General features: G+C 54.7%; 19 protein-coding genes. 3 read left to right on the top strand and 16 right to left on the bottom strand.

The window, feature by feature from the left end:
- Window positions 1-529 precede the first annotated feature (529 nt).
- The 5 genes from K5753_02270 to K5753_02250 all read right to left on the bottom strand — a co-directional run bounded on the left by K5753_02270 (window position 530) and on the right by K5753_02250 (window position 8934).
- Window positions 530-2137: a glutamine--tRNA ligase/YqeY domain fusion protein gene (locus K5753_02270; protein ID MCR4726026.1), complete on the bottom strand. Its 1608-nt coding sequence runs from the start codon at window positions 2135-2137 to the stop codon at window positions 530-532.
- Between the two features lie 22 nt (window positions 2138-2159).
- Entirely contained in the window at window positions 2160-3809 is a 1650-nt protein-coding gene (locus K5753_02265) for a formate--tetrahydrofolate ligase (GenBank protein MCR4726025.1), read from the bottom strand.
- Window positions 3806-4183, bottom strand: a complete 378-nt coding sequence (locus K5753_02260) for a GNAT family N-acetyltransferase (GenBank protein ID MCR4726024.1) — start codon at window positions 4181-4183, stop codon at window positions 3806-3808. Before K5753_02260 ends, K5753_02265 begins: the two co-directional genes overlap by 4 nt.
- Window positions 4184-4373: 190 nt before the next feature.
- Window positions 4374-7874 carry an InlB B-repeat-containing protein gene (locus K5753_02255; protein ID MCR4726023.1) on the bottom strand — a complete coding sequence of 1167 codons (3501 nt, stop codon included), beginning with the start codon at window positions 7872-7874 and terminating at the stop codon, window positions 4374-4376.
- A gap of 10 nt (window positions 7875-7884) precedes the next feature.
- On the bottom strand, window positions 7885-8934 hold the full coding sequence (locus K5753_02250) for a mechanosensitive ion channel family protein (protein ID MCR4726022.1): 1050 nt from the start codon (window positions 8932-8934) through the stop codon (window positions 7885-7887).
- Between the two features lie 253 nt (window positions 8935-9187).
- Between K5753_02250 and K5753_02245 the strand changes: the two genes are divergently transcribed.
- The 3 genes from K5753_02245 (at window position 9188) to K5753_02235 (ending at window position 13138) form a co-directional block, all read left to right on the top strand.
- On the top strand, window positions 9188-9859 hold the full coding sequence (locus K5753_02245) for a response regulator transcription factor (protein ID MCR4726021.1): 672 nt from the start codon (window positions 9188-9190) through the stop codon (window positions 9857-9859).
- Window positions 9856-11088, top strand: coding sequence for a HAMP domain-containing histidine kinase (locus K5753_02240; protein MCR4726020.1), 1233 nt, complete (start codon window positions 9856-9858; stop codon window positions 11086-11088). The genes K5753_02245 and K5753_02240 overlap by 4 nt, the downstream gene beginning before the upstream one ends.
- A gap of 145 nt (window positions 11089-11233) precedes the next feature.
- Window positions 11234-13138, top strand: a complete 1905-nt coding sequence (locus K5753_02235; GenBank protein ID MCR4726019.1) for a carbohydrate-binding domain-containing protein — start codon at window positions 11234-11236, stop codon at window positions 13136-13138.
- Window positions 13139-13386: 248 nt separating this feature from the next.
- Here K5753_02235 and pyrB read toward each other — a convergent pair whose 3' ends face one another.
- The 11 genes from pyrB to K5753_02180 all read right to left on the bottom strand — a co-directional run bounded on the left by pyrB (window position 13387) and on the right by K5753_02180 (window position 25661).
- Window positions 13387-14478, bottom strand: coding sequence for an aspartate carbamoyltransferase (pyrB, locus tag K5753_02230; protein ID MCR4726018.1), 1092 nt, complete (start codon window positions 14476-14478; stop codon window positions 13387-13389).
- A gap of 9 nt (window positions 14479-14487) precedes the next feature.
- The gene (gene pyrE, locus K5753_02225) at window positions 14488-15117 is read right to left on the bottom strand and encodes an orotate phosphoribosyltransferase (GenBank protein MCR4726017.1); all 630 of its coding nucleotides are present in this window, start codon (window positions 15115-15117) and stop codon (window positions 14488-14490) included.
- Between the two features lie 18 nt (window positions 15118-15135).
- Window positions 15136-15837 (bottom strand): orotidine-5'-phosphate decarboxylase, encoded by a 702-nt coding sequence (pyrF, locus tag K5753_02220; protein MCR4726016.1) that lies wholly within the window; start codon window positions 15835-15837, stop codon window positions 15136-15138.
- The gene (locus K5753_02215; protein ID MCR4726015.1) at window positions 15837-16751 is read right to left on the bottom strand and encodes a dihydroorotate dehydrogenase; all 915 of its coding nucleotides are present in this window, start codon (window positions 16749-16751) and stop codon (window positions 15837-15839) included. The genes pyrF and K5753_02215 overlap by 1 nt, the downstream gene beginning before the upstream one ends.
- Window positions 16745-17473, bottom strand: coding sequence for a dihydroorotate dehydrogenase electron transfer subunit (locus tag K5753_02210; GenBank protein MCR4726014.1), 729 nt, complete (start codon window positions 17471-17473; stop codon window positions 16745-16747). Before K5753_02210 ends, K5753_02215 begins: the two co-directional genes overlap by 7 nt.
- A 10-nt stretch (window positions 17474-17483) precedes the next feature.
- Window positions 17484-20675, bottom strand: a complete 3192-nt coding sequence (gene carB, locus K5753_02205; GenBank protein MCR4726013.1) for a carbamoyl-phosphate synthase large subunit — start codon at window positions 20673-20675, stop codon at window positions 17484-17486.
- Window positions 20676-20703: 28 nt separating this feature from the next.
- Complete coding sequence (locus tag K5753_02200) at window positions 20704-21894, bottom strand: dihydroorotase (protein ID MCR4726012.1); 1191 nt, start codon at window positions 21892-21894, stop codon at window positions 20704-20706.
- A gap of 13 nt (window positions 21895-21907) precedes the next feature.
- Window positions 21908-22441 (bottom strand): bifunctional pyr operon transcriptional regulator/uracil phosphoribosyltransferase PyrR, encoded by a 534-nt coding sequence (gene pyrR, locus K5753_02195; GenBank protein ID MCR4726011.1) that lies wholly within the window; start codon window positions 22439-22441, stop codon window positions 21908-21910.
- Between the two features lie 183 nt (window positions 22442-22624).
- Window positions 22625-23206 carry a hypothetical protein gene (locus K5753_02190; protein MCR4726010.1) on the bottom strand — a complete coding sequence of 194 codons (582 nt, stop codon included), beginning with the start codon at window positions 23204-23206 and terminating at the stop codon, window positions 22625-22627.
- A gap of 356 nt (window positions 23207-23562) precedes the next feature.
- Complete coding sequence (locus K5753_02185) at window positions 23563-24315, bottom strand: hypothetical protein (GenBank protein MCR4726009.1); 753 nt, start codon at window positions 24313-24315, stop codon at window positions 23563-23565.
- A 293-nt stretch (window positions 24316-24608) separates the two neighbouring features.
- Window positions 24609-25661 (bottom strand): hypothetical protein, encoded by a 1053-nt coding sequence (locus tag K5753_02180; GenBank protein ID MCR4726008.1) that lies wholly within the window; start codon window positions 25659-25661, stop codon window positions 24609-24611.
- Window positions 25662-25676 lie beyond the last annotated feature (15 nt).

Genomic DNA, 25676 nt, shown 5'->3' with positions numbered 1-25676 from the left:
CGCGATATATCTCGCGTCGGGAAGGGGCGTCGCGATCTCGCGCGTTACGGTAAACGGCAGATCGCCGAGAGAGGATTCTATCCATTCGAGCGAGGTCTTCCCCGCGATGGGTTCTTCTTTGCGGGGGAAATCCTCTTCTATAATCAAAACGTGTAATTCGGTCATAGCATAACCTATGCCGAAAGAGACGTTTTTATTCTTTATCGCAACCGTTCGAGCGCACTTTTCGCGTTCGAAATACGCGGCGGCAGCAAACGAAGCAATCGCCCGAGCTTCCCCGCCAAGCGACTTCGGAGATCGAGGCGAATGCGAGGCTCGACAAGGAACGCGTAGGCGCGTACTCCTTGTACGTAACTGCGCCGTTCCGAAGTCAGTAAACGAAGCAATCACCCGAGCTTTCCCGCCAAGCGACTTCGGAGATCGAGGCGAATGCGAGGCTCGACAAGGAACGCGTAGGCGCGTACTCCTTGTACGTAACTGCGCCGTTCCGAAGTCAGTAAACGAAGCAGTCGCCCGATATACGAAGTCGCTACGCTTTGTAGCTGTCTTTTAACCCCACGATCAGATTATACTCCCCTTTCTTATTCTTAACGTAGTAACCGAGGCGCATAAACTGGAACTTATCCTGCGCTTTCGCCCCAGAGAGGAAAGCTTCCGCCTTACCGTGATAGACGACTTTGGTCACGGGGTTCAAGCGATCGTTGAAATCGCGCCCGTCCTCGATTTCGTCCAACAGGTAATCGTAATCGTTGATGACGACGTCTTCCGCAAAGGACGGCGCCCAATGCAAAACGCCTTTGACCTTGATCCCGGCGTTCGCTTCGCCCGACATCGTCTCGGGGATATATTCGCAAAGGACTTTCGTAACGTTGCCGTTTTCGTCCGTCTCGTGAGAAAGGTACTTAATGACGTACGCGCCTTTGAGCCTGACCATTCCGCCGACCTTCAAGCGGTGATACTTCGGGGGCGGATCCAAAGAAAAGTCGCTCTTTTCGATATAGATCTCGCGGGTCAGGGTCGCTTCGTGCGTCCCCGCTCCCTCGACCGCCGGATTGTTGTCGATTTGAACGGCGACGGGAGAATCGAGATTGACGATTTCGAGCTTTAAGGGTTCTTTGACCGCCATAACGCGGGTCGCGTTCGCGTTCAGATTTTCTCTGACGCAATGCTCCAACAGGCTCGCTTCGACCATCGAATTGCTTTTCGCGACGCCGATACGATCGCAAAAATCGAGAAGCGCTTCGGCGGGATACCCCCTTTCGCGCATTCCGGACAGCGTCGGCATACGGGGATCGTCCCAGCCGTCCACGACGCCGGTGTCGACGAGTTTTTTCAGATAACGTTTGCTCATGATCGTGCGCGTCAATCCGAGGCGCGCGAATTCGATCTGGCGGGGATTGTCGCCGAAACCGCAATTATATTTGACCCAATCGTACAGGGGGCGATGATCCTCGAATTCGAGGGTGCAGATCGAGTGAGTGATCCCCTCGATGCAGTCGCTGATCGGGTGCGCGAAGTCATACATCGGATAGATGCACCACTTATCGCCCGTGCGGTGATGTTTGGCGCGGAGAACGCGGTAGAGAACGGGGTCGCGCATATTGATATTCGGGCTTGCCATATCGATCTTTGCGCGAAGGACTTTTTCACCGTCCTTGAACTCGCCGTTCTTCATTCCCTCGAAGAGGCGAAGATTCTCTTCGATCGAGCGACCTCTCGCGGGACTTTCCACGCCGGGTTCGGTCAACGTTCCGCGGTTACGGGAGATCTCTTCCGCGCTCATATCGCAGACGTAGGCTTTGCCGTCCTTGATGAGTTTGACCGCGAATTCGTACATTTGATCGAAATAATCGCTGGCGTACAGCTCGCGATCCCAAGTAAAGCCGAGCCACTTGATGTCCTCTTTGATCGAGTTGACGTACTCCACGTCCTCTTTGGTCGGGTTCGTGTCGTCAAAGCGGAGGTTGCATTCGCCGTTGTACTTTTTCTTGATCCCGAAATTGATCGCGAGACTCTTTGCGTGACCGACGTGCAAATAGCCGTTGGGTTCCGGGGGAAAGCGGGTAACGATCTTTTTGACCTTGCCCTCGGCGAGTTCGCTTTCGATGATCTCTTCAATAAAATTCGTGCTTTCCATAGTTCTCCTCTTTTTCTTTTTCTCAGGACAAACCGTCTATGACGCCCTCTTCCGAGATCGTCATCTTATACGCGTTGGGTTCTTTCGGGAGCCCCGGCATCAGCATAACGGAGCCGCATTCGACGACGACGAAACCCGCGCCGCCGCGAACGGTGATATCGGTCACGGGGAAAGTAAATCCCGTCGGGCGACCGAGCGCCTTCTGGTCGGGGGACAACGAGTATTGCGTCTTCGCGATGCAGACGGGGAAAGAGCCGAAGCCCTGCTTTTCCGCCGCCGCGAGCTTTGCTTCCGCTTCGGGAGAGAAAGTGACGTCCTTCGCGCCGTAGATCCTCGTCGCGACCTTTTCGATCTTGACCTTCAAAGGATCGGTCAATTCGTAAGCGTAGGTCGGTTCGTAGGGCGTCTCCATCGCCGCAAGGACTTCTTTCGCGAGATCGACCGCGCCTTCGCCGCCCTTCATAAAGCATTCGTTGACGACGGCTTTTACGCCCCTTTCCGCGCAGTACTTTTGAACGAACGCGATCTCTTTATCCGTGTCGGTCGCGAACTTATTGATCGAGACGACGAGGGGCAAAGAAAAGACGCCCGTCAGGTTTTCGATATGTTTACCGAGGTTCGCGATTCCCTTTTCGAGCGCGGGGATGTTCTCGGCGGTCAGCGCGGATTTTTCCACACCGCCGTTATATTTCAGCGCGCGCACCGTCGCCACGAGGACGGCGGCGGAAGGTTTGAGCCCCGCGCTGCGCATTTTGATATCGAGGAATTTTTCCGCGCCGAGATCCGCGCCGAAGCCCGCTTCGGTCACCGTTATGTCGGATAAAGAAAGCGCAGTCTTGGTCGCGATCACGCTGTTACAGCCGTGCGCGATATTCGCGAACGGACCGCCGTGGATAAACGCGGGCGTCCCGCCGATCGTCTGGACGAGGTTGGGCTTGACGGCGTCTTTCAACAAAATCGCCATCGCTTCCTGCGCGCCGAGATCGCCGCAAGTAACGGCGGCTCCGTCCTCGTCGTAGCCGATGATGATCTTCGCCAAACGGCGCTTTAAGTCGGTCACGCTCTCCGCGAGACACAGCGTCGTCATCACTTCGGAAGCGGCGGTGATATCGAATCCGCCTTCGTGCGGCTCGCCGTCCGCGCCGCCTTTCGCGCAAAGGACGATCTTACGGAGCGAGCGCTCGTTCATATCCATCGCGCGGCGGAACGTGATCGTCTTGATCCTTTTCTCGTTGCCGAATTTGATATGGTTGTCGATGAGCGCGGCGAGGAGATTATTCGCCGCCGTGACCGCGTGGATATCCCCGGTAAAATGCAAGTTGATATCTTCCATCGGGAGGACTTGGCTGTAACCGCCGCCCGTCGCGCCGCCTTTGATCCCGAAGACGGGTCCGAGCGAAGGCTCGCGCAACGCCAAACAGCAGCGTTTGCCGAGAATGACGAACGCATCCGCAAGACCGATCGAAACGGTCGTTTTCCCTTCGCCGAGCGGCGTCGGATTGATCGCGGTAACGAGGACGAGTTTTCCCTTCCTGTCGCCGGGTTTTTGGTCGATCTTCGCTTTATACTTGCCGTAAAATTCCAAATCGCTCTCTCCGAGCCCGAGCTTCCGCGCGATCTCCACGATCGGGCGCAGCGTCACTTCTCTTGCGATCTCAATATCGGTCTTCATTTTGCCTCCTTGCACCGAGACGGAAATTTGATTTTTTCACTTTCTATGACCATACCGTCGCCGCTTTCCTCGAATCCGAATTTAAGAAAATAGCCGCTTTTGTAGCCGACCTCGAAGACGGGAAGCGAGCGCGTGTAGGCGTCCATCACCGCGCGGGTCAAAAAGTCTCCGAATCCGTTTTTACGAAACGCGGGAAGCAGGCAAACCGCTTCGAGACGCGCTTTATCTTCTCCGAAGGACACGCGCGCCGCGCCGATGAGTTCTCCGTCCGAGAACAAACCGACGTCGATCCCCGCGGGCAACGACGCGCCCGAAAGGACTTCTTCATAGATCTTTTCGCATTCGTCCGACAGACAGGGTTTGACGTGAAGCATTTTTTCTCCTTATAAACGGCGATGATTTCCGTATTTATAATCATAAACGCCTTTTCTTCTTTTGTCAAACCGCTAACGGAAGGAATAAATAAAATAAATAAAGAGAAAGTACTCCCACGCGCGCTCCTTTCCCGATGGACGAAAACGAAAAAAGGCGGCGAATTTTCGCCGCCTTCTCATTTTTTGTTCTTTATTCCGATATCCAATTTGCGTACAAGGTGATATACAAATCGTGGACGGGTTCGTCGAAATCAAACGGGATCATATGGTCGGAATCACGATACCAACCGTCGAATCTCCATCCGAAGAGCGTCGGATCTTCCGGTCGCGTCACGTAATCGCCGTCTTCGAGATATTGCGGCGGGACCTCACTGCCGCCGTCGCTGTCGAACCAAACTCCGATGAGTTCTTCCAGCTCGATTTCTCCGTTACGGATCACAGGACGGAACTTCGGATAATCGGAGAAGAGTCCCGCGATCTCATCGCCCTCGTTGTTTTCTCCGTAACCCGAGGTGACCGCGCCGCTCTCATACGATTCCGCAAGGAAGCCGATCTCACCGGTCCACGCACCGTCCACGACGATGACGGCGCCGGGTCCCAAACGGACGTTGCACTCCGCGTTGCCGGTGATCGTCGCTCCGCCCGAAACGAGGAAGGTCTGATCTTCGCTTCTGACGTAGACGCCGCCGCTGTTTTCATTATTACGGATCGCGCCGCCCGTCATTCGGAAGACGCCGCCCGGATCCGAGAAGAGCATATTGACGACCGCGACGCCCGACTTCTTGTTATTTTCGATCACGCCGCCCGTCATAACGAACGTTCCGCCGTCGATCACGATAATTCCGTCCGCTTCGGAATTTTGATAGAGATAATCGTTGGAGCTGTATGCGATCCTACCGCCCGACATCGTAAAGATGCCCGCGCCTTCGATGCCCGCGGAAGGCGCGCGGATCGTGCCCGCGCGGCAAGCCGCGTTATACAAAAGTTCGCCCGCGGACAAGGTAACGACGCCGCTTCCGCTGTACACCGCGCCGCCCGCGCCCTCGGAACCCGAGGAAGGCGAATTCACGGTGCTCGCCGTGTTGCCGATGAGGTTCGCGCCCGCGAGGTTCAAGGTCGCGTTTACGTTCGGCGCGCTGTAATAGACGCCGCCGCTTCCGCCGTTCGTGGCGTTGCCGATGATCGTCCCTCCTTTGAGGTTTACGACGCTGCCTTCTTCCGCGTAAATGACCGCGCCGTCCTCGCTCGTCATACAGCTGCTGATATAGCCGCCGTAGAAGATGCCCCACGGAATATCGGTCTCTTCGATGTGGCTTTGCTCGTGCTCTTCGTCCGTCTGCAATTCCGCCAACAGAGAATCTTGACTGATATAGTAATAATGCCCGACGCTGTCGTCGCACTCGTACAAACCGAACGTCGCGTTTTCTCCGAGATTCAGGAAGCGCGCGTCAAAAGCCTCCATCGTGATCGCGTGTCCGTTCAGGCAAAGGTTGATCTCTTTGCCTTCCGCGATCTCCCACGTCTCGGTCAGGACGACGTTTTCGGTCAGGTAATAGTTGCCCTCTTCCGCAGGCAAGCTGTCGCTCTCGTTCCAAGACGTAAAGACTTTGCCGTCCAACGAAGTCAGTTGCGCAAGATTCGGGTTCGAAATCGGCTCTCTCGCCGCCTCGTCCGCAAACGTCTTTCCGCAGACTCCGCAGACCCAGTGTTCGAGGCGACCCGCATGCTCGAAGGTCGCGGGAATCCTTCCGTAAAGTTCCATTTCGCGATGACCGAGAGCGGTGCCCTCGTAGGTAAAGACGTGATCTTCTTCGTAATTTTCTCCGTCGTACGTCGCCGACGCGGTGTAGGTCGAATAGCCGTCCGCGTCGCAGAGCGGCGCGGTATCCGCCTTATTCACCGCCGCTGCGGTGTCGAGGACATGCAAAGCGTCGCGTCGGCAGACGCAGCGCAAAACGGCGGTAAAGCCGATCGGAGTCTCGTCTCCGCTCGACGAAGGATCGTCCTGTCCCGCTCCGCTTACGATGATCGGATCGGAAGAATCGTAGACGGGCGTCCAGACGAACGCGGGCGCGCCGTAATCATGGCCGAGCGCGGCGACGATGAGGTCTTCTTCTCCGATCTCCGCCTTCGCCGCGTTAAAGAACTTTTCGCAAGACGCGCAGCAATAATAGGCGATCGAGCCCGCCTCTTCGCAGCTCGCGGGAACCGCTTCGATTAATTCTCCGTAATCGTGACCGAGCGCGGAAAGCGTAAGCGCGGAAAGCGTCGTTTCGCTCTTCTCTTCGTCGAAATACTTTTCACACGCCGAGCATTGATAATAAGGAAGAAGTCCCGTTTCTTCGCACGATGCGGGAACCGCTTCGTTAATCTCTCCGTAGTCGTGACCGAGCGCGGCGACGGTGAGGTCTTCCTCTCCGATCTCTTCCTTCGCCGCATTAAAGAATTTTTCGCAAGCCGCGCAGCAATAATGAGCGATCGAGCCCGCCTCTTCGCAGCTCGCGGGGATCGCTTCGATTAATTCTCCGTAATCGTGACCGAGCGCGGGGATCGCGACGGTCTTTTCTCTTAAATACCTTTGCCCTTCTTCGTCATAGATCACGGCGGAGAACAAAACAGACCCCGCTTGCTCACACGCCGCGGGAGTTTCCGCGCGCGAAACTTCGGGGAAAAGGACGAGGGGATCGCCGCCGCCCTGCCGAGGAACGGTGACGGTAAGTTCGCCGCCTTCGCCCCAATCCCAAATCGCGTCCGCATAGGAGTATAAAGGCTCCGAAGCGGCTTCCACCCGACACGCCGCCAAACTCGCGTTTCCGACGCGGACGGAGACGAAGACGCTCGTATTCGCTTCCAAACGGAAAGAGAACTCGGCGGGATCTCTCGTGTCGTCCGCGGCGAAAAGGATCTTTCCCGCGTCGTCTTTCGCCGTCACGGTGTACATCTCGTTCTTCCCGAGCGAGACGCCCGACAAATAAATTCGGACTTCGTTTTCTTCCGTCGCCACTTCGAGCGAAGCCGTCCTCGGAGGAATGGCGGCTGTGCAGTAGCTTTGGTTGACGTAGACCTTACCGTCTTCCCCTTTTACGGTCAAGAAGTATTCCTTATTCGGTTCGAGCCCTTCGAACGAGAACATGCAGTTCCCGACGACGGACTTCTCTTTAAAAAAGCCCCCGCTCCCTTCGAGCGTGGCGATAAAGGCGGGCATTTGCGCCTCGCCCTCTCCTTCGGACTTTTCCACTTCGACTTCCATTTGGAAAACGAGACGATCGACGTCCGCCAAAACCAAAGAAATATTGACGCTTAAAACGGAAAGAATGACGGTAACGACGGCGACCGCCGCTACGACCGCGGTCGCGACGACGCCGACCGCCGCGCCGATCCCGCTTCCGACGGTGGCGGTAACGGAAGTAACGTTAAGCGCGGGAGCGACAGGAGACGCGGGGGGTACGGGAGACGCGGGAGAAGCAGCCGAAGGCGCCGCATTGCGCCCGCCGGCTTTCGGAGCGGGACGTTTTGACTGCGCGAAAAATTCCTCTTGAACGGAAGAAGTCTCCTTTACGTCGCGCGTAAAGTTCTCTTTTATATAGCCCGACCTGTCGTTTGAATAGGAAACCTTACCGACGTTGAATGGTTTTTCCGACTTGCCGTCCGGGTTTTTTATCCCGTAATTGTCAAATTCGTCTTGTCTCACCGTTTACCGATCAAATATCGTTGACGTCTCCGTCCGCAAGTCCTTTCGAAAGCTCTTTCTGCTCTTCCACGAATTTTTCCGCGTCGCGCTTTTGCTTCTTCGTCACGTCCGCAAAAGAATTCGGCTGATTGACGACGACTTGCGGGAACGGAATGTTGATGTTGTTTTTATCAAACAAAAGTTTGAACTGGCGATTCATATCCCTTTCGACTTGGTATTTCACGTCCTCGACGCAGTTCGCGACGAAGCGAATGACGACGGCGGAATCGGCAAGCTCCGAAACGCCTTTGTAGAAGGGACCTTCTTTGATGTCGGGGATCGCTTCTTTGATCGCGGGCAGGTTCGCTTTCAAGATCGATTCCACCCTTTCGAGCGACTCGCCGTACTCGATGCCGATATCGCAGATCGCGAGAGAAAGCTGGTTCGTCATGTTGATGACCGTCTTCAAATCGGCGTTATTGATGATCTTGACGTTACCGCCGATATCCACGATCTGCGTCGTGCGGATGCCGATCTCTTTGACCGTCCCGCGGAAGCCGTCCACGACGATGATATCGCCGATCTCAAAGACCTTTTCGAAGACGATGAACAATCCCGCGATAATATCCGCGATCAACGGTTGCGCGCCGAGACCGACGACCAATCCCAAGATCCCGATACCGGTCAAGATCGCCTTCGTGTCCACGCCGAGTGTCTTCAAGACGAAGAACACGAGGACGATGACCGCCGCATATTTGATCAAGCTGCAAAGGATATCCACGATCGCTTTGCCTTTATGGAGCGGGATCGCGACGAGCCTCAACAAGACCCGAATGATAAAACTCGATCCGAGGAAAAAGACGATATAACTCGCGATTCGGATCGGGACGTTATAGACGCCCGCTTTCAGGAAAAAGTTCAAGCTGCGCCAGAACGAATTCATCGGCGAGAAGAAAAACTTGCCGAACGCCATCAAGACGATATACGCGATCAGCACCGCATACGCGAACGCCTTGATCAAAAAGTCCGCGGACAGTTTGAAGTTCTTAAAATAACTCTTGGTATTTTCGAGGATTTTCATAAAAAACTCCTTTTTGAAATTCTCCGCATTCCATTATAGAAAATCTCGATCGAAAAGTCAACGACGCCCGAAAGAAAACCCTTCGAAAACGGCGAACGGATCGGCATTTTTTCGCCACGCGCCTCGATTCGGGTCGCCATGCGCGCCGCGCCGCGCGTCCGATCGATTTTTTAAGTTTTATTTAAGTTTTCTGGCTTATAATCGTGATATAATAAAAAAAGATCGGGTTGAGATCCGATCGAAGGAGGGATTCATGCGCATCTTACTCGCGGAAGACGAACGGGATCTGAATCGCGCCCTCGTCGCGCTCTTTACCAAAAACAATTATTCCGTGGACTCCGTTTTCGACGGAGCGGACGCCATCGTCTATCTGACCGAGGGATCTTACGACTGCGCCGTGCTCGACGTCATGATGCCGAAAGCGGACGGGATCACCGTCCTCAAAACCATTCGCAAAGCGGGAAAGACCCTCCCCGTCTTGATCCTGACCGCGAAATCGGAGATCGACGATCGCATCCTCGGATTGGACAGCGGCGCGGACGATTATCTGACCAAGCCCTTCTCCGCCAAAGAACTTTTGGCGCGCGTTCGCGCGATCACGCGCAGACTGACGACAAGCGTCGACTCCGACTTGACGTTCGGAAATTGCAAGCTTTCGCGTTCGACGTATTTTCTTACGACGGAAGAGGGCGAAACGCGTTTGACGAATAAGGAATTCCAAATGCTGGAAATGCTGATGAGCGCGCCGGGGCAAGTCGTCTCGGCGGATCGCTTTATGGAAAAGATTTGGGGATACGACAGCGACAGCGAGATCGGCGTCGTTTGGGTCTATATCGCGTATCTTCGCAAAAAACTCGCCGCGCTTCACGCGAACGTCCAGATCAAGGCGATCCGAAACGCGGGCTACGCCTTGGAGTTACTATGATCAAAAAACTTCGAAAAAGATTTATCACGATCGCGCTTGCCGTGGTCGCTTCGGTCATCCTCGTGATCGTCGCGGGGATCGACGTCGCGAACGCTTTGAATATGCGGGCAAAAGCCGACGACGAGATCGCTTTTATCGAGCAACGAGGGAGCGCCGAGCCCTTTTTCGATCCGTCGAAAGGCGCTCCGTCCGCCCCGAACGAATCTCGGCAGCCGCCCAAAGGGCTCCCGAACGAAACGGCGTTCGCGGCTCGGTATTTTACGATCGAGACGGACGCGGAAGGAAAGGTGATCTCTTATAACCTCGATCGTATCGCGTTCGTTTCCGAATCCGACCTCGACGCTTTCGTAAAGAAGGCGAAGAGCGCGAAAGGCTTCGTCGGAAACTACCGCTACAAAAAAGAACGAACGGAAAGCGGAACGCATTATATCTTCCTCGATTGCGAAAAAGAGATTTCCTCTACGCGCGCGTTCATTCTTTCAAGCGCGATCATAACGGCGGTCGGGCTCGGCGTCATCGCCTTGTTTATCCTCTTACTTTCCAAAAAAGCGCTCGCCCCCGTCGAAGAAAGCTATCAAAAACAAAAACGCTTTATTACGGACGCCGGTCACGAGCTGAAAACGCCGCTGACCGTCATCGGCGCGAACGCGGAGCTTCTCGAAATGGAGATCGGCGAAGAGAACGTCTGGCTGAATTCCATCAAGGAGCAAGCGCAAAAACTCGGCAACCTGACGAAAGAACTCGTCTATCTCTCCAAGATGGACGAAGCGGACGCGGCTTTCGAAAAAGCACCGTTCGAGCTCGACGTCGCCGCGGAAGAGGTCGCGAAAACCTTTGAGAACGCGGCTCTCGTGGCGAAAAAGAAGATCCTCCTCGACCTCGCGCCGATCAAAGTCGTCGCGAATGAAGAAATGATCCGCCGCGCCGTTGCCCTTCTTTTGGATAACGCCGTAAAATACGCGGAAGGCGAAGAGATCCGCCTGTCCCTACGGAAAGAAGGAAACCGCGCCGTTCTCGAAGAAAGAAACGCCGCGTCTTTCCCGAAAGGAAATCACCCCGAACTGTTCGAACGCTTTTACCGCCCGGACGTTTCCCGCAGCAAAGAGACGGGCGGGCACGGGATCGGACTTGCCGTCGTAAAATCCACGCTGGAAGGAAACGGCGGCGAAGCGGCTTGCGAATCGGACGGCTCGGAGATCCTGTTTCGCCTGACCCTTCCCCTCGCCTGACGGCTTCCCCCTACGTTTTCGAAAAGGAATCTTTGTTCCCGCGTGAATAAAGATTCTTTTTTTTTATTTTTTTTTCGCCGTTTAAGTCTCGTTTAAGTTTCAACCGTCATACTGAAATCGAAAAAAGACAAAGGAGGAACCTTTTATGAAAAAAACAAGCATTCTTCTTATCGCGATTTTAACCTTTATCGCCCTTTTTGCGACGGCTTGCTCCGTCCCCGCGACGCAGATCGATTCCGCTTCGGGAGGAAGCGAGGCGCATTCTTCCGTCACGGAAGAAGAGCTTCGCGCGGCAAACGACGAAGTAACGAGCGTCGCTTCCGAAGCGTCCTCGGCGGATTATCTCTCGGCGGAATTCGTCTCCGTCTCGGAGGCGCAAGCGGTCGCGAACGTCTCGGAAGAAGGCGCGATCGAGATCGACCTTTCCGCCCTGACCGAGGAAAACGCGCCGAACGGAACGGCTTTCAAAAAGAGCGTCCTGACCATTCAAACCGCGGGAACCTTCGTCCTCTCCGGGACGCTGAACGGCGCGGTCGAGGTCGCGAAAAACGTCGAAGGCACGGTTCGCATCGTCCTGAACGGAGCGACGATCAAGACGACGGACTCGCAAACCGCGGCGGCGATCGTCTTTAAACAATCGAGCGACCTCAGGATTCTGACGATCGCGGACGGCACGATCAACGAGGTCTCCGACAGCGCGGGCGACACGGCGGCGGACGGAGACGGCGCGGCGATCCAAGCAAAAAAATGCTCGCTTACCGTAAACGGCGCGGGGACGCTGACCGTGACCGCGATCGGAGAGGACGCAAGCGGGATCAAAGTCAAAGACACGCTGACCGTCTTGGACGCGACGCTTCGCGTCACGGCGGTTAAAAACGGGATCAAAGCGGACAACGCGATCCTTATGAAAGGCGCGAACGTCACCGTTACGGCGGGGAACGACGCCATTAAAACCGATCTCGAACCCGAAACGGAAGAGGAAGCCATCGCTTACGCCGCGGATCAAACGGCGGGATTCATTTACCTCGAACACACCTCGCTTACTTTAACGGCGACGGACGACGGGATCTGCGCAAATAACGGTCTGTACATCGCGAACGGCGGCGACGATCTCATCACGATCCGGACGAACGGCGGCGCGCCGACGACCGTAACGGAAAGAAGTTCCGACGCCGCGGACGGGAAAGCGATCAAAGTCAGCGGAATCTTTATCGAAGCCGAAGACGGATCCGAGACCGCCTATCCCGCGACTTTCGACGCGGGCTATGCGATCGTCATAACGGGCGGCGTCTTCTCGCTCGATTCGAATGACGACGCGATCCACAGCGAAGGAAATCTTTTGATCGAAGGCGGCGAGATCGGCGTCTCTTCGGGCGACGACGGGCTCCACGCCGAGCGCCTCGTCAAGATCACGGGCGGTTCGATCACCGTCTCGAAGTCTTACGAAGGGATCGAAGGCGCGGCGGTGGAAATCTCGGGCGGGAGCGTAAGCGTTACCGCGACGGACGACGGAATCAACGCGGCGAACGCGGATCTCAAAGACGTGGCGAATTCCATCTTGATCACGAACGGGACAGTCACGGTCACTTGCTCAGGCGACGGCTTGGACAGCAACGGAAAGCTCCTGATCGCAGGCGGAGCGGTTACGGTGTTCGGCCCCGAAAACGGCGGAAATTCCGCGCTGGACAGCGAAACCGGAACCACGATTTCGGGCGGGACCGTCCTTACGACTTGCCGCGAATCGATGGACCCCGTCGGTTCGACGCAGTACAAAGTCACCGCGAACGTCTCGATCGCCGCGGGCGAAACCGTTACGCTTAAAGACGGCTCCGGGAAAACGATCCTGAGCTTCGTCGCTCGGAAAAACTGCCAAAATCTCTTGATCAGTACGCCCGAGATGACGGCGGGAAGCTACACTCTTTCCTACGGAACGGCAAGCGTAACGCTCACCGCGACGACGGGGACGAGCAGCGCAATGGGCGCCCCGGGAGGCTCCGTCGGAGACGGTGGTCGCGGAGGTATGCAGGGACAACCGCCGAGAAGAAACTGAGCGACACATAGACGTCGAAATGAGCGCGGACGCGCGACATGGAAAAACACGCAGGCGCGTACCTTAACCCACGTTCCTGCGTGTTTTGATATTAAAAAATGAATTCTCCGTTACGCGCCGTAAACGGGCGCGGAGAAGGGTCGCAGCTCTGAGGCTCGATGAAAAATCGCGCAGGCGCGTACTCCTTTATACGCAACTGCGCGATTCGAAATCCGTAAACAAAGCAGACGCTCGTTTATCCTCGCCCGCTATCTTTTGCGTTTTTCGCAATACACGCACCTGCAAATATTCGCCGCGCGATCGACGACCTTGAAAAGCCGCGGCAACTCCTGCTCCGTCCGAGAAATGCAGCGCGGGTTCTCGCAAGGCGTTTCTCCCTCGAAAACTTCGAATCCCGCGAGAAGATCTTCCCGAACGGGATTCTTTTTCACCTCTTCCAAAAGTTTCAGAATAAGCGCCATACGGATATATTTTCCGTTCTCGACTTGCTTGAAATAGCAGGCGCGCGGGTCGGAATCGACCTTGACGCTGATCTCGTTTACCCTCGGGAGCGGGTGCATCACGCAAGCGTCCTTCTTCGCGGCTTTCATCTTTTCCGCCGTCAGGACGTAGGCGTCTTTCAAGCGCTCGTACTCCGCGCGATCGTCGAAACGCTCCTGCTGGATCCTCGTCATATAGAGGATATCGAGCGACGGGATCGCGCCTTCGAGATCGGTCGTCTCTTCACACGCCATTCCCGACTTCTCGATTACGCCGATCTTGACGTAATTCGGAAGTTTAAGTTCCTCGGGCGAGATCAGGACGATCTTGATATTTTGATAGCGGGAAAGCGCGGTGATCAGGGAATGGACGGTTCTGCCGTACTTCAAATCGCCGCAAAAACCGACGGTCAGATTGTCGAAGGATCCCTTTTCGCGATAGATCGTAAAGAGATCCGCGAGAGTCTGCGTCGGGTGGCAATGCCCGCCGTCGCCCGCGTTTATGATCGGGACGAACGCGCTTTCCGCCGCGACGAACGCCGCGCCTTCCTTGGGCGAGCGCATCGCGATGATATCGGCGTAGGACGAAATCACGCGCACGGTGTCCGCGACGCTTTCCCCTTTCGCCGCCGAAGACAGCTGTTCTCCCGGGACGGGCAGGACGTTTCCGCCGAGCTCATACATCGCCGCTTCAAACGAAAGGCGCGTCCTCGTGGACGGCTCGAAAAAGAGGGTCGCGATTTTTTTCCCCTTGCAGGCTTCCGCGTACTTTTCGGGGCGGTCGATGATATCCGTGGCGACGGAGATCAACTCGTTGATCTCCTCACGGGAAAAATCGCAAATATCGATCAGACTTCTCATAACCTTACCTTAATGGATCCATCTTTCGTCGGACGGGTTGTTGCGGAAGGCGATCAAGCGCGCGATATCGCTCTCGCCGATATAGCCTTCTTCCGCGGCGACCTTCGCGATCGCGTCGAAATTCGTCAAAGAGACGTTCTTGACGTTCGCCGCCGCCAAGCGATCCAGCCCTTTTTGCATTCCGTAGGTAAAGATACTCGCGACGCCGAGGACGTCCGCGCCCGCTTCTCGAAGCGCTTCGACCGTGTCGATGACGCTGCCGCCCGTCGAGATCAAATCCTCGATGACGACGGTCTTTTGCCCTTTTTCAAGCTTTCCTTCGATGCGGTTTTGTCTGCCGTGATCCTTCGCTCCCGAGCGGACGTACCCCATCGGAAGCCCCAAAAGGTGCGCGGTGATCGCGGCGTGCGCGATGCCGGCGGTCGAAGTCCCCATCAGAATCTCCGCTTCGGGATACTCTCTTTTTACGGTTTCCGCAAGCCCGTTCTCCACGATGAGACGGATCTCGGGCGCGGAAAGGGTCAGACGGTTATCGCAATAGACGGGGCTTTTGATGCCGCTCGCCCAAATAAAGGGTTCGTTCGGGCGGAAGAAGACCGCCTTGACCGATAATAACGCTTTGGCAACTTGTGTCGAAATGTCCATAATTTCCTCCTTTCAATCCTCTGAGAATTCTTTGATCGCTCTTTCATACGCCGCCACGGGATCCGCCGCCGCGGTGATCGGGCGCCCCATAACGATATAGTCGGAGCCCGCTTTCCTCGCTTCCGCGGGGGTCATTACGCGCTTTTGATCGCCCTTTTCACCGTCCGCGAAGCGAACGCCCGGGGTCACCGTCAAGAAGGTCTCGCCGCACGATTTATGGACGGCGGCAGCTTCGAGCGGCGAGCAGACGACGCCGTCCAACCCCGCGTTCTTCGCCGTCAAAGCGTAATGACGGACGACCTCTTCCATCGGTTTTTCGATCAAGAGATCGCGGCGCATCGTCTCTTCGTCCGTCGAGGTCAGCTGCGTGACCGCGATCAGAAGCGGGCGCGTTCCGTCGGGGCGGGTCAGTCCCTCGATCGCGGCTTTCATCATCGCAGTCGCTCCCGCAGCGTGCAGATTGCAAATATCCGCGCCGAGCGAGGAAAGGACCGCCATGCTCTTTTTTACGGTGTTCGGAATATCGTGCAGTTTCAAATCCAAAAACACCTTGTGCCCTCTTTTTTTGATCTCGCGAACGATCTCGGGACCTGCGGAATAGAAAAGTTCCATCCCGATCTTGACGAAGGGTTTTCTCCCCTTGAAAAGATCCAAAAACGCGAGCGTTTTCTCCGCGCCGTCAAAGTCGCAAGCTATGATAACGTCTTTTGCCATTATGCCATCCCCCTTATTTCGTTTAAGGAACGAATTCCGTATTTTTCCATCGCCTTCGGAAGATCCTCGACGATTCTTTTCGACGCGAACGGATCCACGAGGTTCGCCGCGCCGACTTCGACCGCCGTCGCCCCCGCGAGAATCATTTCGAGGACGTCTTCCGCGCTCGAAACGCCGCCCATACCGACCACGGGGATCTTCACCGCGCGGCTCGTCTTATACACCATATTGAGCGCGATCGGGAAGACCGCGGGGCCCGAAAGCCCGCCCGTCACGTTTTTCAGGATCGGTTTCCGCGAACGGAGATCGAGGCGCATTCCGACGAGCGTGTTGATCAAAGAGACGCCGTCCGCGCCCGCTTCTTCGACCGCTTTCGCGATCTCGGTGATATCCGTCACGTTGGGCGAAAGTTTGATGATGACGGGTTTGGTCGTGACCTTTTTCACTTCGCGGGTCACTTCCGCCGCGACCTTCGGATCGGTCCCGAAGCTCAGCCCGCCGCCGTGAACGTTCGGGCAGGAGACGTTTACTTCGAGCCAACCGACCTGCTCTTCCTTGTCGAGGATCCGACAGACCTCGACGTACTCTTCGACGCCGAACCCGCTGACGTTCGCCATCACCTTTTTGTTAAAAACTTTTTTGAGTTTCGGAAGTTCTTCCGAGACGACCTTTCGGACGCCGGGGTTTTGCAGCCCGACCGCGTTCAGCATACCGGACGCGCATTCCGCGATGCGCGGCGTGGGATTGCCGAACCGCTCGGAAAGCGTCGTCCCCTTAAAGGAGAAAGTTCCGAGAAGATTGATGTCGTACAGTTCCGCGAACTCGTAGCCGTAGCCGAACGTCCCGCTCGCGGGGATCACGGGATTATCGAGTCCGATCCCGCAAAGATCCGTCCTCAAATCGCAGCTCACCATAAGATCTCCCCCTTTTTCATAACGGGTCCTTCCTTGCAGATCCTCTTATTCCCCGTAAGCGTCTTGCAGGAGCAACCCATACACGCGCCGAAACCGCACCCCATCCTTTCTTCGAAGGAAAGTTCGCCCTCGGTCGCCGTGGCTTTATAAACCGCTTTGAGCATCGGTTCGGGCCCGCAGGCGTAAAAGTAGGAATACGATTCGGGAAGGATATTCGTGACGAAGCCCTTTTCGCCGAGGCTTCCGTCCACGGTCGCGACTTTGACCGCCGCGCCGAGCGCTTCGAATTCGCGCGCGAAAAAGACTTCTTCCTTTTTGTTGAATCCGAGCGCGACGAAGGGGCGCGCGCCTTTCTCAATGAGCTTTTTCGCGAGATAGTAAAGAGGCGGGACGCCGACGCCGCCGCCGATCAAAAGCGGGCTTTCTCCGGACGAGGAAAGGTCGTAGCCGTTGCCGAGCCCCGTCAAGACGTCGAACGGATCGCCCTTCTTCGCTTCCGAAAGCTTCAAGGTTCCCTTCCCGACGACTTTATAGACGAGCGTCAATTCGTCCTCTCCGAGATCGCAGACCGAGATCGGACGGCGAAGATACAAGCCGTCGAGGCGAACGTTTACGAACTGCCCCGGCGCGCGGATATCCGAAACGTCTCCGCGGAAAACCGTCTTGAAGACGTTCGCGCAAAGGGATTCGGTCTTTTCGACTTCCAACAAAACTTGCTTCATTTCTCTTTCCTTACGCGTTGATCGTGGAGATCGTCAGGGTCGTCTCTTCAAGGATGTCGAGGAGGACTTTGACCGTGTCGAGCGAGGTAAACATCGTAACGTTGCTTTCCGTCGCGTATTTGCGGATCTCGACGCCGTCGAGCTTCGCGCCTTCCGCGCCGACGGACGAAGTGTTGATAACGTAAGCGATATGCCCTTGGCGGATCGAATCACGGATCGCCAAACTACCCTCGCTGATCTTTTTGAGGACGTGCGTGCGGATCCCGTTCTCCTTCAAGAACTTCGCGGTGCCGGAGGTCGCCTCGATATTGAAGCCGAGGTTATAGAAGCGGCGGATCAAGGGAAGCGCTTCCTCTTTATCCGCGTCCGCGATCGTCGCGAAGACCGTTCCGTAGTTTTGAAGTTTCATTCCCGCCGCCTGCAACGCTTTGAAGAGCGCGCGGTTGAGTTTGTCGTCGTAACCGATCGCTTCGCCCGTGGATTTCATTTCGGGGGAGAGATAGGCGTCCAGCCCCTTGATCTTATTGAAGGAGAAGACGGGGACTTTGACGTAATAGCGTTTTTTCTCCTCGGGATAAATGCCGAAGATGCCCTGCTCTTTCAAGCTCTTGCCCATAATGACTTCGGTCGCAATATCCGCGAGGGAGTAGCCCGTCGATTTGGAAAGGAAAGGTACCGTCCTCGAAGAACGGGGGTTGACCTCGATGATATAGACCTTTTCGTCTTTATCCACGATAAATTGAATATTATAAAGACCCTTGATGCCGATGCCGAGACCGAGCTTTTTCGCGTATTGCAGGATCGTCCCTTTGACCTTATCCGAGATCGAGAAGGTCGGATAGACCGAGATGCTGTCGCCCGAGTGGATACCCGTCCTCTCGACGAGTTCCATAATTCCCGGGACGAAGACGTCCACTCCGTCGCAAACGGCGTCCACTTCGACTTCTTTTCCGACGATATAGCGATCCACGAGGACGGGCTTGTCTTCGTCGATCTCGACCGCCGTTTTCAAATAATGGCGAAGCGCCTTTTCGTTGCCGACGATCTGCATCGCTCTGCCGCCGAGGACGAAGCTCGGGCGAACGAGGACGGGATAGCCGATCCTTGCCGCCGCTTTTACGCCGTCTTCGATCTTCGTGACCGCCGTGCCTTCGGGGCGCGGAATATCGAGTTCGTTCAAAAGCTTCTCGAAGAGGTCGCGGTTCTCCGCTTTGTCGATCGCCGCGCAATCCGTTCCGACGATCTTTACCCCGCGGGCGTTCAAGGGATCCGCGAGGTTGATCGCGGTTTGTCCGCCGAGGGAAGCGATGACGCCTTCGGGCTTCTCGAAATCGAGGATCGCCATAACGTCTTCGGGGGTCAGCGGCTCGAAATAGAGTTTATCCGCCGTCGTGTAATCCGTGGAAACGGTTTCGGGGTTATTGTTGATAATGATTGCTTCGTAGCCCGCGCGCTTCAAGGTCTGGACGGCGTGTACGGTCGAATAGTCGAATTCGACGCCTTGCCCGATGCGGATCGGTCCCGCGCCGAGGACGACGAGTTTATTCTTGTCGGTCAAGCGGGATTGATTTTCGACCGTCTTATCCAAGAGGTTCAGATAGGTCGAATAGAGGTAAGCGATATACTTGCCCGTGTGAAGCGTGTCCACCATGCGGAAGACGGGCGTAAATCCGTTCTCCTTGCGGAGAGAATAGATCTTGATCTCCTCCGTTCCCCACAGGCTCGCGATATATTGATCCGAGAAGCCCATCGTCTTCGCCGCTTTGAGCGCGTCGAGATCAAAAGGTTTCGCTTTCAGGATCTTTTCCATTTCCGTGATGGACTTTACGCATTCGAGGAAGAGCGGCGTGATCATCGTGATCTTATAAAGTTCCTCGATCGAGACGCCGCGGCGAAGCGCTTCGGCGACCGCGAAGATCCCGTCCGCGCGGAAGTTCCCGAGATATTCGAGGATCGCCTCGGTCGTCATCTCGTCGAACTTTTTGAGATGGACGTGGCAAACGCCCGTTTCGAGGGAGCGAATGGATTTCAAGAAGCATTCGGAAAGAGTGGAGCCGATACCCATGACTTCGCCCGTCGCTTTCATCTGCGTGCCGAGGATATTGCTCGCGTTCGTAAATTTATCGAAGGGGAAACGCGGGAATTTCGCGACGACGTAATCGAGCGAAGGTTCGGTCGCCGCCGTTCCTCCCGCGACGGGAATATCTTTGAGTTCCATACCGACGGCGATCTTCGCGGTCACGCGGGCAATCGGATAACCGCTTGCCTTGGAAGCGAGCGCGGACGAGCGCGAAACTCTCGGGTTGACTTCGATCAAATAGTATTCGGAAGAATTGGGATTCAGCGCGAATTGGACGTTGCAACCGCCCGCGATTTTAAGCTCGCGAATAATCTTGATCGCGCTGTCTTGAAGCATTTTGAGGTCGTGCTCGTTTAAGGACATGATCGGCGCGACGACGATCGAATCGCCCGTATGGACGCCGACGGGGTCGATGTTTTCCATTCCGCAGATCGTGATCGCGTTATCCGCGGAATCGCGCATAACTTCGAATTCGATCTCCTTATATCCCTTTACGCTCTTTTCGACGAGGACTTGATGGACGGGAGAAAGCGCGAATCCGTTCGCCGCGATCTCGCGAAGCTCCGTCTCGTTATTCGCGAAGCCGCCGCCCGTTCCGCCGAGGGTGAACGCCGGGCGCAGGACGACCGGGTATCCGATCCTATCCGCTGCGTCCGCCGCCGCGTCCACGTCATAGGTGATCTCGGAAGGAATGACGGGCTCGCCGATGCTTTCGCACATCTCTTTGAAAAGTTCTCTGTCTTCCGCGCGCTCAATGCTTTCGCTGCTCGTTCCGAGGAGTTCCACGCGGCATTCTTTCAAGACGCCTTTCTTTTCGAGTTGCATCGCGATATTCAGACCCGTCTGCCCGCCGATCCCGGGGACGATCGCGTCCGGGCGCTCGTAACGCAGGATCTTCGCGATATATTCCAAGGTCAAAGGCTCCATATAAACCTTATCCGCGATCTGCGTATCCGTCATGATCGTGGCGGGGTTACTGTTTACGAGGACGACCTCGTAGCCCTCTTCCTTCAAAGCGAGGCAAGCCTGCGTGCCCGCGTAGTCGAATTCCGCCGCTTGACCGATGACGATCGGTCCCGAACCGATGATTAAGATCTTTTTGATATCCGTTCTTTTTGCCATAGCTTTTTCTCCTTTGACAGCTTATGTTTTATTGTTTTTTATATCGAACCGAACCGCGCGAAACGGTCAGGTAATTGACGCCGAAAACTTCTTCGCCCGCAAAGGGAGTCGACCTTCCCTTGGATAAAAATTTCGCGGGGTCGATCTTTTCCTTTTCCGAAAGCGACCACACGGAAAATCCTTCCGACGCGATCTTGAAACGCTTGCGGGGATTGACCGCCATCAGCTCGACGAGTTTTTCGAGAGACAAAACGCCCTCTTTAACGAGGCGGGTATAGAGAACGGGGAACGCCGTCTCCAATCCCACGATTCCGAACGCGCTTCCCGAAAGCCCTTTCGCCTTTTCTTTCGCGGCGTGCGGCGCGTGATCGGTCGCGATCATATCGATCGTTCCGTCGAGGACGCCCTCTATCAGCGCTTCTCTGTCTTTTTTCCCGCGAAGCGGGGGATTCATCTTGAAATCTCCGCTCTCTTGAAGATCGTTTTCGTCGAGGACGAGATAATGCGGCGCGGTCTCGCAGGTTACGTCGATCCCGTCTTTTTTCGCGGCGCGGATCAAAGCGACGCTCTCCGCCGTCGAGATATGGCAGACGTGAAACGCCGCGCCCGTCTCCTTCGCGAGGCGCAGATCGCGCTCGATCTCGACGAATTCGCTCGCGGAAGAGATCCCTTTATGCCCGTGCGCTTTCGCGTAGACGCCGTCGTGGATATAGCCCCCTTTCAAAAGCTCGTTCACTTCGCAATGCGCGGCGACGATCTTTCCGAGCGACTTCGCTTTCTCCATCGCGCGGCGCATCCTCTCTTCGCTTTGCACGCCCTTTCCGTCGTCCGAAAAAGCGATCGCGTCCGCGGCAAGCCCTTCCATATCGGAAAGGACTTCGCCTTTTTCCCCTTTCGTGATCGCGGCGTAGGGATAGACGGGGATCACCGCGTCTCTTTCGATGATTTCGAGCTGCGCCCGCAGCGCGGAAGGCTCGTCCGGAACGGGGTTCAGGTTCGGCATCGTGCAAACCGCGGTATATCCGCCGCGCGCGGCGGCGAGAGACCCCGTGCGGATCGTCTCTTTATAAGAAAAACCCGGTTCTCTGAAATGGACGTGCACGTCGCAGAAACCGGGAAAAACCGTATATTCTTTTTCGGGATTCAAATCGGAACAAAAAGCGGAGATCGCTTGCAGGGTCGTTTGATCGGAAAGATTAAAAATCGTTACGTTTTTCATTTCGCTTTCTCCCTTACTCCGCGTCGTTTACGATAAAGACTCCGCAATCCGAACCTTCTCCGTCCATAACGACGGCGATCTTTTCCTGCCTCGAAGTCGGAATGTTCTTTCCGACGAAATCGGGGCGAACGGGGATCTCTCTGTGACCCCTGTCCACGAGAACGGCGAGTCGGACCGCTTTGGGGCGACCGAGCGCGAAAACCGCTTCGATCGCGGCGCGCGCCGTCCTTCCGGTGTACAAAACGTCGTCCACGATCAAAACCGTCTTGCCGTTGATGTCGCACGGGACGAGGCTTTCGCCGACCTTCCGACGCTTTTCTTCCTGCGTAAAATCATCGCGATACATCGTCGCGTCGATATAGCCGCAAGGGACGTCCAACCCCGCGAATTTCTTTAAGTTTTCGGTCAGAATGCGAGAAAGGCGAATGCCGCGGGTCTTGACGCCCAAGATGCAAAGAGCATCGTCGTTTCGCTCCAAGATCTCGTGCGTGATCCTCGCGAGCGAACGCATAACGGTTTCTTTGTCCAAGATCTTGACTTTCCGCATCGCTCTCCCTCCCCGTAAAAAAAGTCTTGCCGAGACGGCAAGACGGATAGCACGGAATAACGCACAAAATGCGCTCTATGATCGACCTTGCCGACCTCTCCGGATCGACTTAAAAGTATCGTTGTTTTCATTGTAACGAACCCGCCCGAACAAGTCAACCTTTTTTCGGGTAATTCCCTTCCTTTACGCTCGCAGATTCAAAAGATTCCCGACTTCGGCGCGAATGACGTAATAGGCGACCTTTTTCTTTCCGTCGAGAAACAGCGAGATAAAAATATCCGATTTCTTATAGAAGTTGGATCCGACTTCCCTGAACCCCGCGGCGGAAAGCGCTTTGTCGAACTGCTCAGCGGTGTTTCCGACGGAGCACCCGTACAGGCGATACGCGGGATCCGAACACTCGATATAAGTGATCCGCTTCGACTTGCAAAGCATATCCGGATACGCCGTTACGTTATAATAGACGATCGGACCGTTCAAAAGCATCATCGTTCCGTCGCGGCGGATCGATTCGTTTCCTTCGTTCAGATAGGAAAGGTCGAAATAGGAGACCACGCCGACGCCGCCGAGACAACCGTACTGCTTATTGTCGAAATTCGGCTTGTCGAACAGCTTAAACGGAAGACTGAGTTCCCGATTGATCTGACGCGCGGCGGCGCGCTGCGGGACCCTTTCGAAAAAGAACACGCCCGTCCCGAGCCCCGCGATGACGACGATAAGAACGATTAAGAGTATTACGTTCGATTTATTCCTTATTCGCCCCATACGCCCTCGCTTCGGAAAAAGCCCCCCTTCGTTTTCGTTTCGGCGCCGTTTCGCCTGCCCGTATTATAGCGCGAACGAAAGAAAAATGCAACCCGCCCTTCTCCCCGAAAAAGGAAAACCGAGCGCGACCGAACGCACCGCGTCGGCATCGCGGCGAAATCCAAATTCTTTGTCGTTCGCCTGTTGCGGAAAAAAACGGCAAAAAGGATCCGTCCTACCGCGATTACCGCTACCGGGAGGAGAACGGTTGACCGGATAAAGAAACGCCTTGGAAGAAAAAGTAAAACCGCGAAAAGCCGCTGAAAAGAAAAAGCGGGAGCCCGAGCTCCCGCTTTCTTTTTTCGCTTTCGCACGCCTCAGCCGAGCTTTGCGGCAAAGGTCGTAATGACCGACATCCAGTCTTCAAAGGAGAATGGACTCGGGAGATAGGTTACGCCGTAGGTCGAGGGTCTCGCGAAGACGTCCGCGGCGATCGTTTGATCAAACTTGTAATCGGAGAGCGCGATCGTGTACTCCTCGGGATCGTCCCCCTCTTTTTCGGGTTCGAATTTCGCGTAAAGCCGAACCATAACTTTGTCGTTGTACCAAATCGAGACGGTTTTCCCGTTGATATCGATATCGTAACGGTAGGTCGTTTCGCCGTCGATCGTCTCTTTCTTCGCCTTGGTCAAGAGCGCGGCGACGCTCGTCAGCAAAATGTTTTGCGTAACGTGATACAGGATGTTGCCCTCGTCATCCACGGCGACGCCGTCCTTCACGTGATACGAGCCCGAATTCTTCGTTACGTTGATCACCTCATACAGCTTGCCGTCGGCGTATATGTTTTTATAGGAATCGTAGAGAGCCTGCGGGCAAGAGTAGACGTAGGCGTATTCCGCGCCGCCGTCCGCGGTCTGCTTATAGCAATCCATATAGACGACGGTTTCCGCATCGCCTTTTTTATATTGAACGTTCATCTTGAAAGAAAGCGACTTCGCGCCGGATACCTTCCCGGGGAACGTCGCCTCCGCGCCGCCGAGCTTTCGCGTCAAATCGCATCCCGTAAGCGCGATTGCCGAGAGCGCGACCAATGCCAAAACCGCCGCCACGACCTTTATCACTCTTTTCATAGCGATCTCCTTTCACCGATTTTTGTCCTCGGACGCCTTGCGCAGCCCCGCCGCGCTGTCACCCGAAAACACCTCTATTATATCCCCCTCCGAATCGAAATGCAAGACCGCGGTGCGAAACTACTATCCTTTATTTCAGCCAATCGCGCCAAATAATTCCCAAAGGATCAGTCAAAAAAACAATACGAGCCGCGGGTGTTTCCCTTGGTTCGTATTATTCTTGCTTTGCTGTGCTTCACAAAATAGCTATCACTGGTGCATCATAAGCATTAAATCTCTCTTATTTCAATTTGTTAACTTCTTAAATAGTCTTCCCAAGTTATTGTTTTTAACAATCGAGCAAGTTCTTCAGTACTCGGCAGTTCACCCGTTATGTTAAGCAGTTTTTTCAAATCAAAGACGCGAGATCCCATCGGAGCACGCAAAGATGTTTTTTTAAAATCTGTTTCATAAAACTTATCCACGAAGAAATATCGGTGTTTAATCGTACGAAGATTCCAGCCCTTTTTCGCGGCATCCTGTATTGCACGTTCGATTACTGCTTTTCTTTCATCGGTTAACTCTCCACTTTCAACCTCGTAGACCATCGTGCCCGCCTCGTTTACAAGCGCAGTGATGCGCGCAATAACCTTCCCAACAGCGCGTACACTTTTGTCACAATACAGCCCTAAATAGTCGTGCTTACCGAAGCCCCTATCGGCACCATCATAATAACAGTTTTCTTTCACATTGAAATCGATCGATTTTCTTGCCAATTGAACTCGCATATTTTTTTCTGTTATTAAGTTAGTGTTTACAAGAAATTCTTCATAATCATTTAACACTTCTTGCATTTGAAAATCATTATCATCCAAATGTTTTCGAATGTCGTTTGCGAGATCCTCAAACGTTGTATAATTAAATCCGATAGGGCGAACCGGTTTCTGTTTGGCCTCTTCCGATATATTTTGGTTGTGGGCGTCCAGTACTTTTATAAACTCGTCAATTGTTTTATCCGCCATTAATTCAGAACATAGCGCCAAAACCGCTCGATGGTTTTCATTTGTAAATGATGTTAAATGTCTTTTTAATTGATCCGTGTAAAACCAATCTTTGATTTTCGTTTCTATAACGATTTTAAAGCTTTCTTGAGTAATGGTCGCATCGGGAATGCTTCGTTTATCTCCGCTTTTTTCTTGAAGTCTAAACTGTATTTCCGGTTCAAAGGTATTTGAGAAAAACTCGTCTTTTATAAATTGGAAAAACTTATCAGACGAATATTGATAAAATCTTGATAACAGCAACATCGTATTTGCCGTAGCCACGTTTTCTTTTTGATGATACCGTTGGAAATAGTGAATTTTCATATTTTTTCTCCTTCT

The sequence above is a fragment of the Clostridia bacterium genome (assembly GCA_024685775.1).
GTDB lineage: Bacteria > Bacillota > Clostridia > Christensenellales > CAG-1252 > CAG-1252.
The sequence above is the reverse complement of the archived record's forward strand: the minus strand, read 5'-3'. Positions and strand labels throughout refer to the sequence as shown.

Excerpts from the sequence above, each read along its gene's own strand:
- K5753_02270 (MCR4726026.1), bottom strand. The coding sequence starts at position 2,137 with ATGGAAAGCACGAATTTTATTGAAGAGATCATCGAAAGCGAACTCGCC.
- K5753_02265 (MCR4726025.1), bottom strand. The coding sequence starts at position 3,809 with ATGAAGACCGATATTGAGATCGCAAGAGAAGTGACGCTGCGCCCGATC.
- K5753_02260 (MCR4726024.1), bottom strand. The coding sequence starts at position 4,183 with ATGCTTCACGTCAAACCCTGTCTGTCGGACGAATGCGAAAAGATCTAT.
- K5753_02250 (MCR4726022.1), bottom strand. The coding sequence starts at position 8,934 with ATGAAAATCCTCGAAAATACCAAGAGTTATTTTAAGAACTTCAAACTG.
- K5753_02245 (MCR4726021.1), top strand. The coding sequence starts at position 9,188 with ATGCGCATCTTACTCGCGGAAGACGAACGGGATCTGAATCGCGCCCTC.
- K5753_02240 (MCR4726020.1), top strand. The coding sequence starts at position 9,856 with ATGATCAAAAAACTTCGAAAAAGATTTATCACGATCGCGCTTGCCGTG.
- K5753_02235 (MCR4726019.1), top strand. The coding sequence starts at position 11,234 with ATGAAAAAAACAAGCATTCTTCTTATCGCGATTTTAACCTTTATCGCC.
- pyrB (MCR4726018.1), bottom strand. The coding sequence starts at position 14,478 with ATGAGAAGTCTGATCGATATTTGCGATTTTTCCCGTGAGGAGATCAAC.
- pyrF (MCR4726016.1), bottom strand. The coding sequence starts at position 15,837 with ATGGCAAAAGACGTTATCATAGCTTGCGACTTTGACGGCGCGGAGAAA.
- K5753_02215 (MCR4726015.1), bottom strand. The coding sequence starts at position 16,751 with ATGGTGAGCTGCGATTTGAGGACGGATCTTTGCGGGATCGGACTCGAT.
- K5753_02210 (MCR4726014.1), bottom strand. The coding sequence starts at position 17,473 with ATGAAGCAAGTTTTGTTGGAAGTCGAAAAGACCGAATCCCTTTGCGCG.
- carB (MCR4726013.1), bottom strand. The coding sequence starts at position 20,675 with ATGGCAAAAAGAACGGATATCAAAAAGATCTTAATCATCGGTTCGGGA.
- K5753_02200 (MCR4726012.1), bottom strand. The coding sequence starts at position 21,894 with ATGAAAAACGTAACGATTTTTAATCTTTCCGATCAAACGACCCTGCAA.
- pyrR (MCR4726011.1), bottom strand. The coding sequence starts at position 22,441 with ATGCGGAAAGTCAAGATCTTGGACAAAGAAACCGTTATGCGTTCGCTC.
- K5753_02190 (MCR4726010.1), bottom strand. The coding sequence starts at position 23,206 with ATGGGGCGAATAAGGAATAAATCGAACGTAATACTCTTAATCGTTCTT.
- K5753_02185 (MCR4726009.1), bottom strand. The coding sequence starts at position 24,315 with ATGAAAAGAGTGATAAAGGTCGTGGCGGCGGTTTTGGCATTGGTCGCG.
- K5753_02180 (MCR4726008.1), bottom strand. The coding sequence starts at position 25,661 with ATGAAAATTCACTATTTCCAACGGTATCATCAAAAAGAAAACGTGGCT.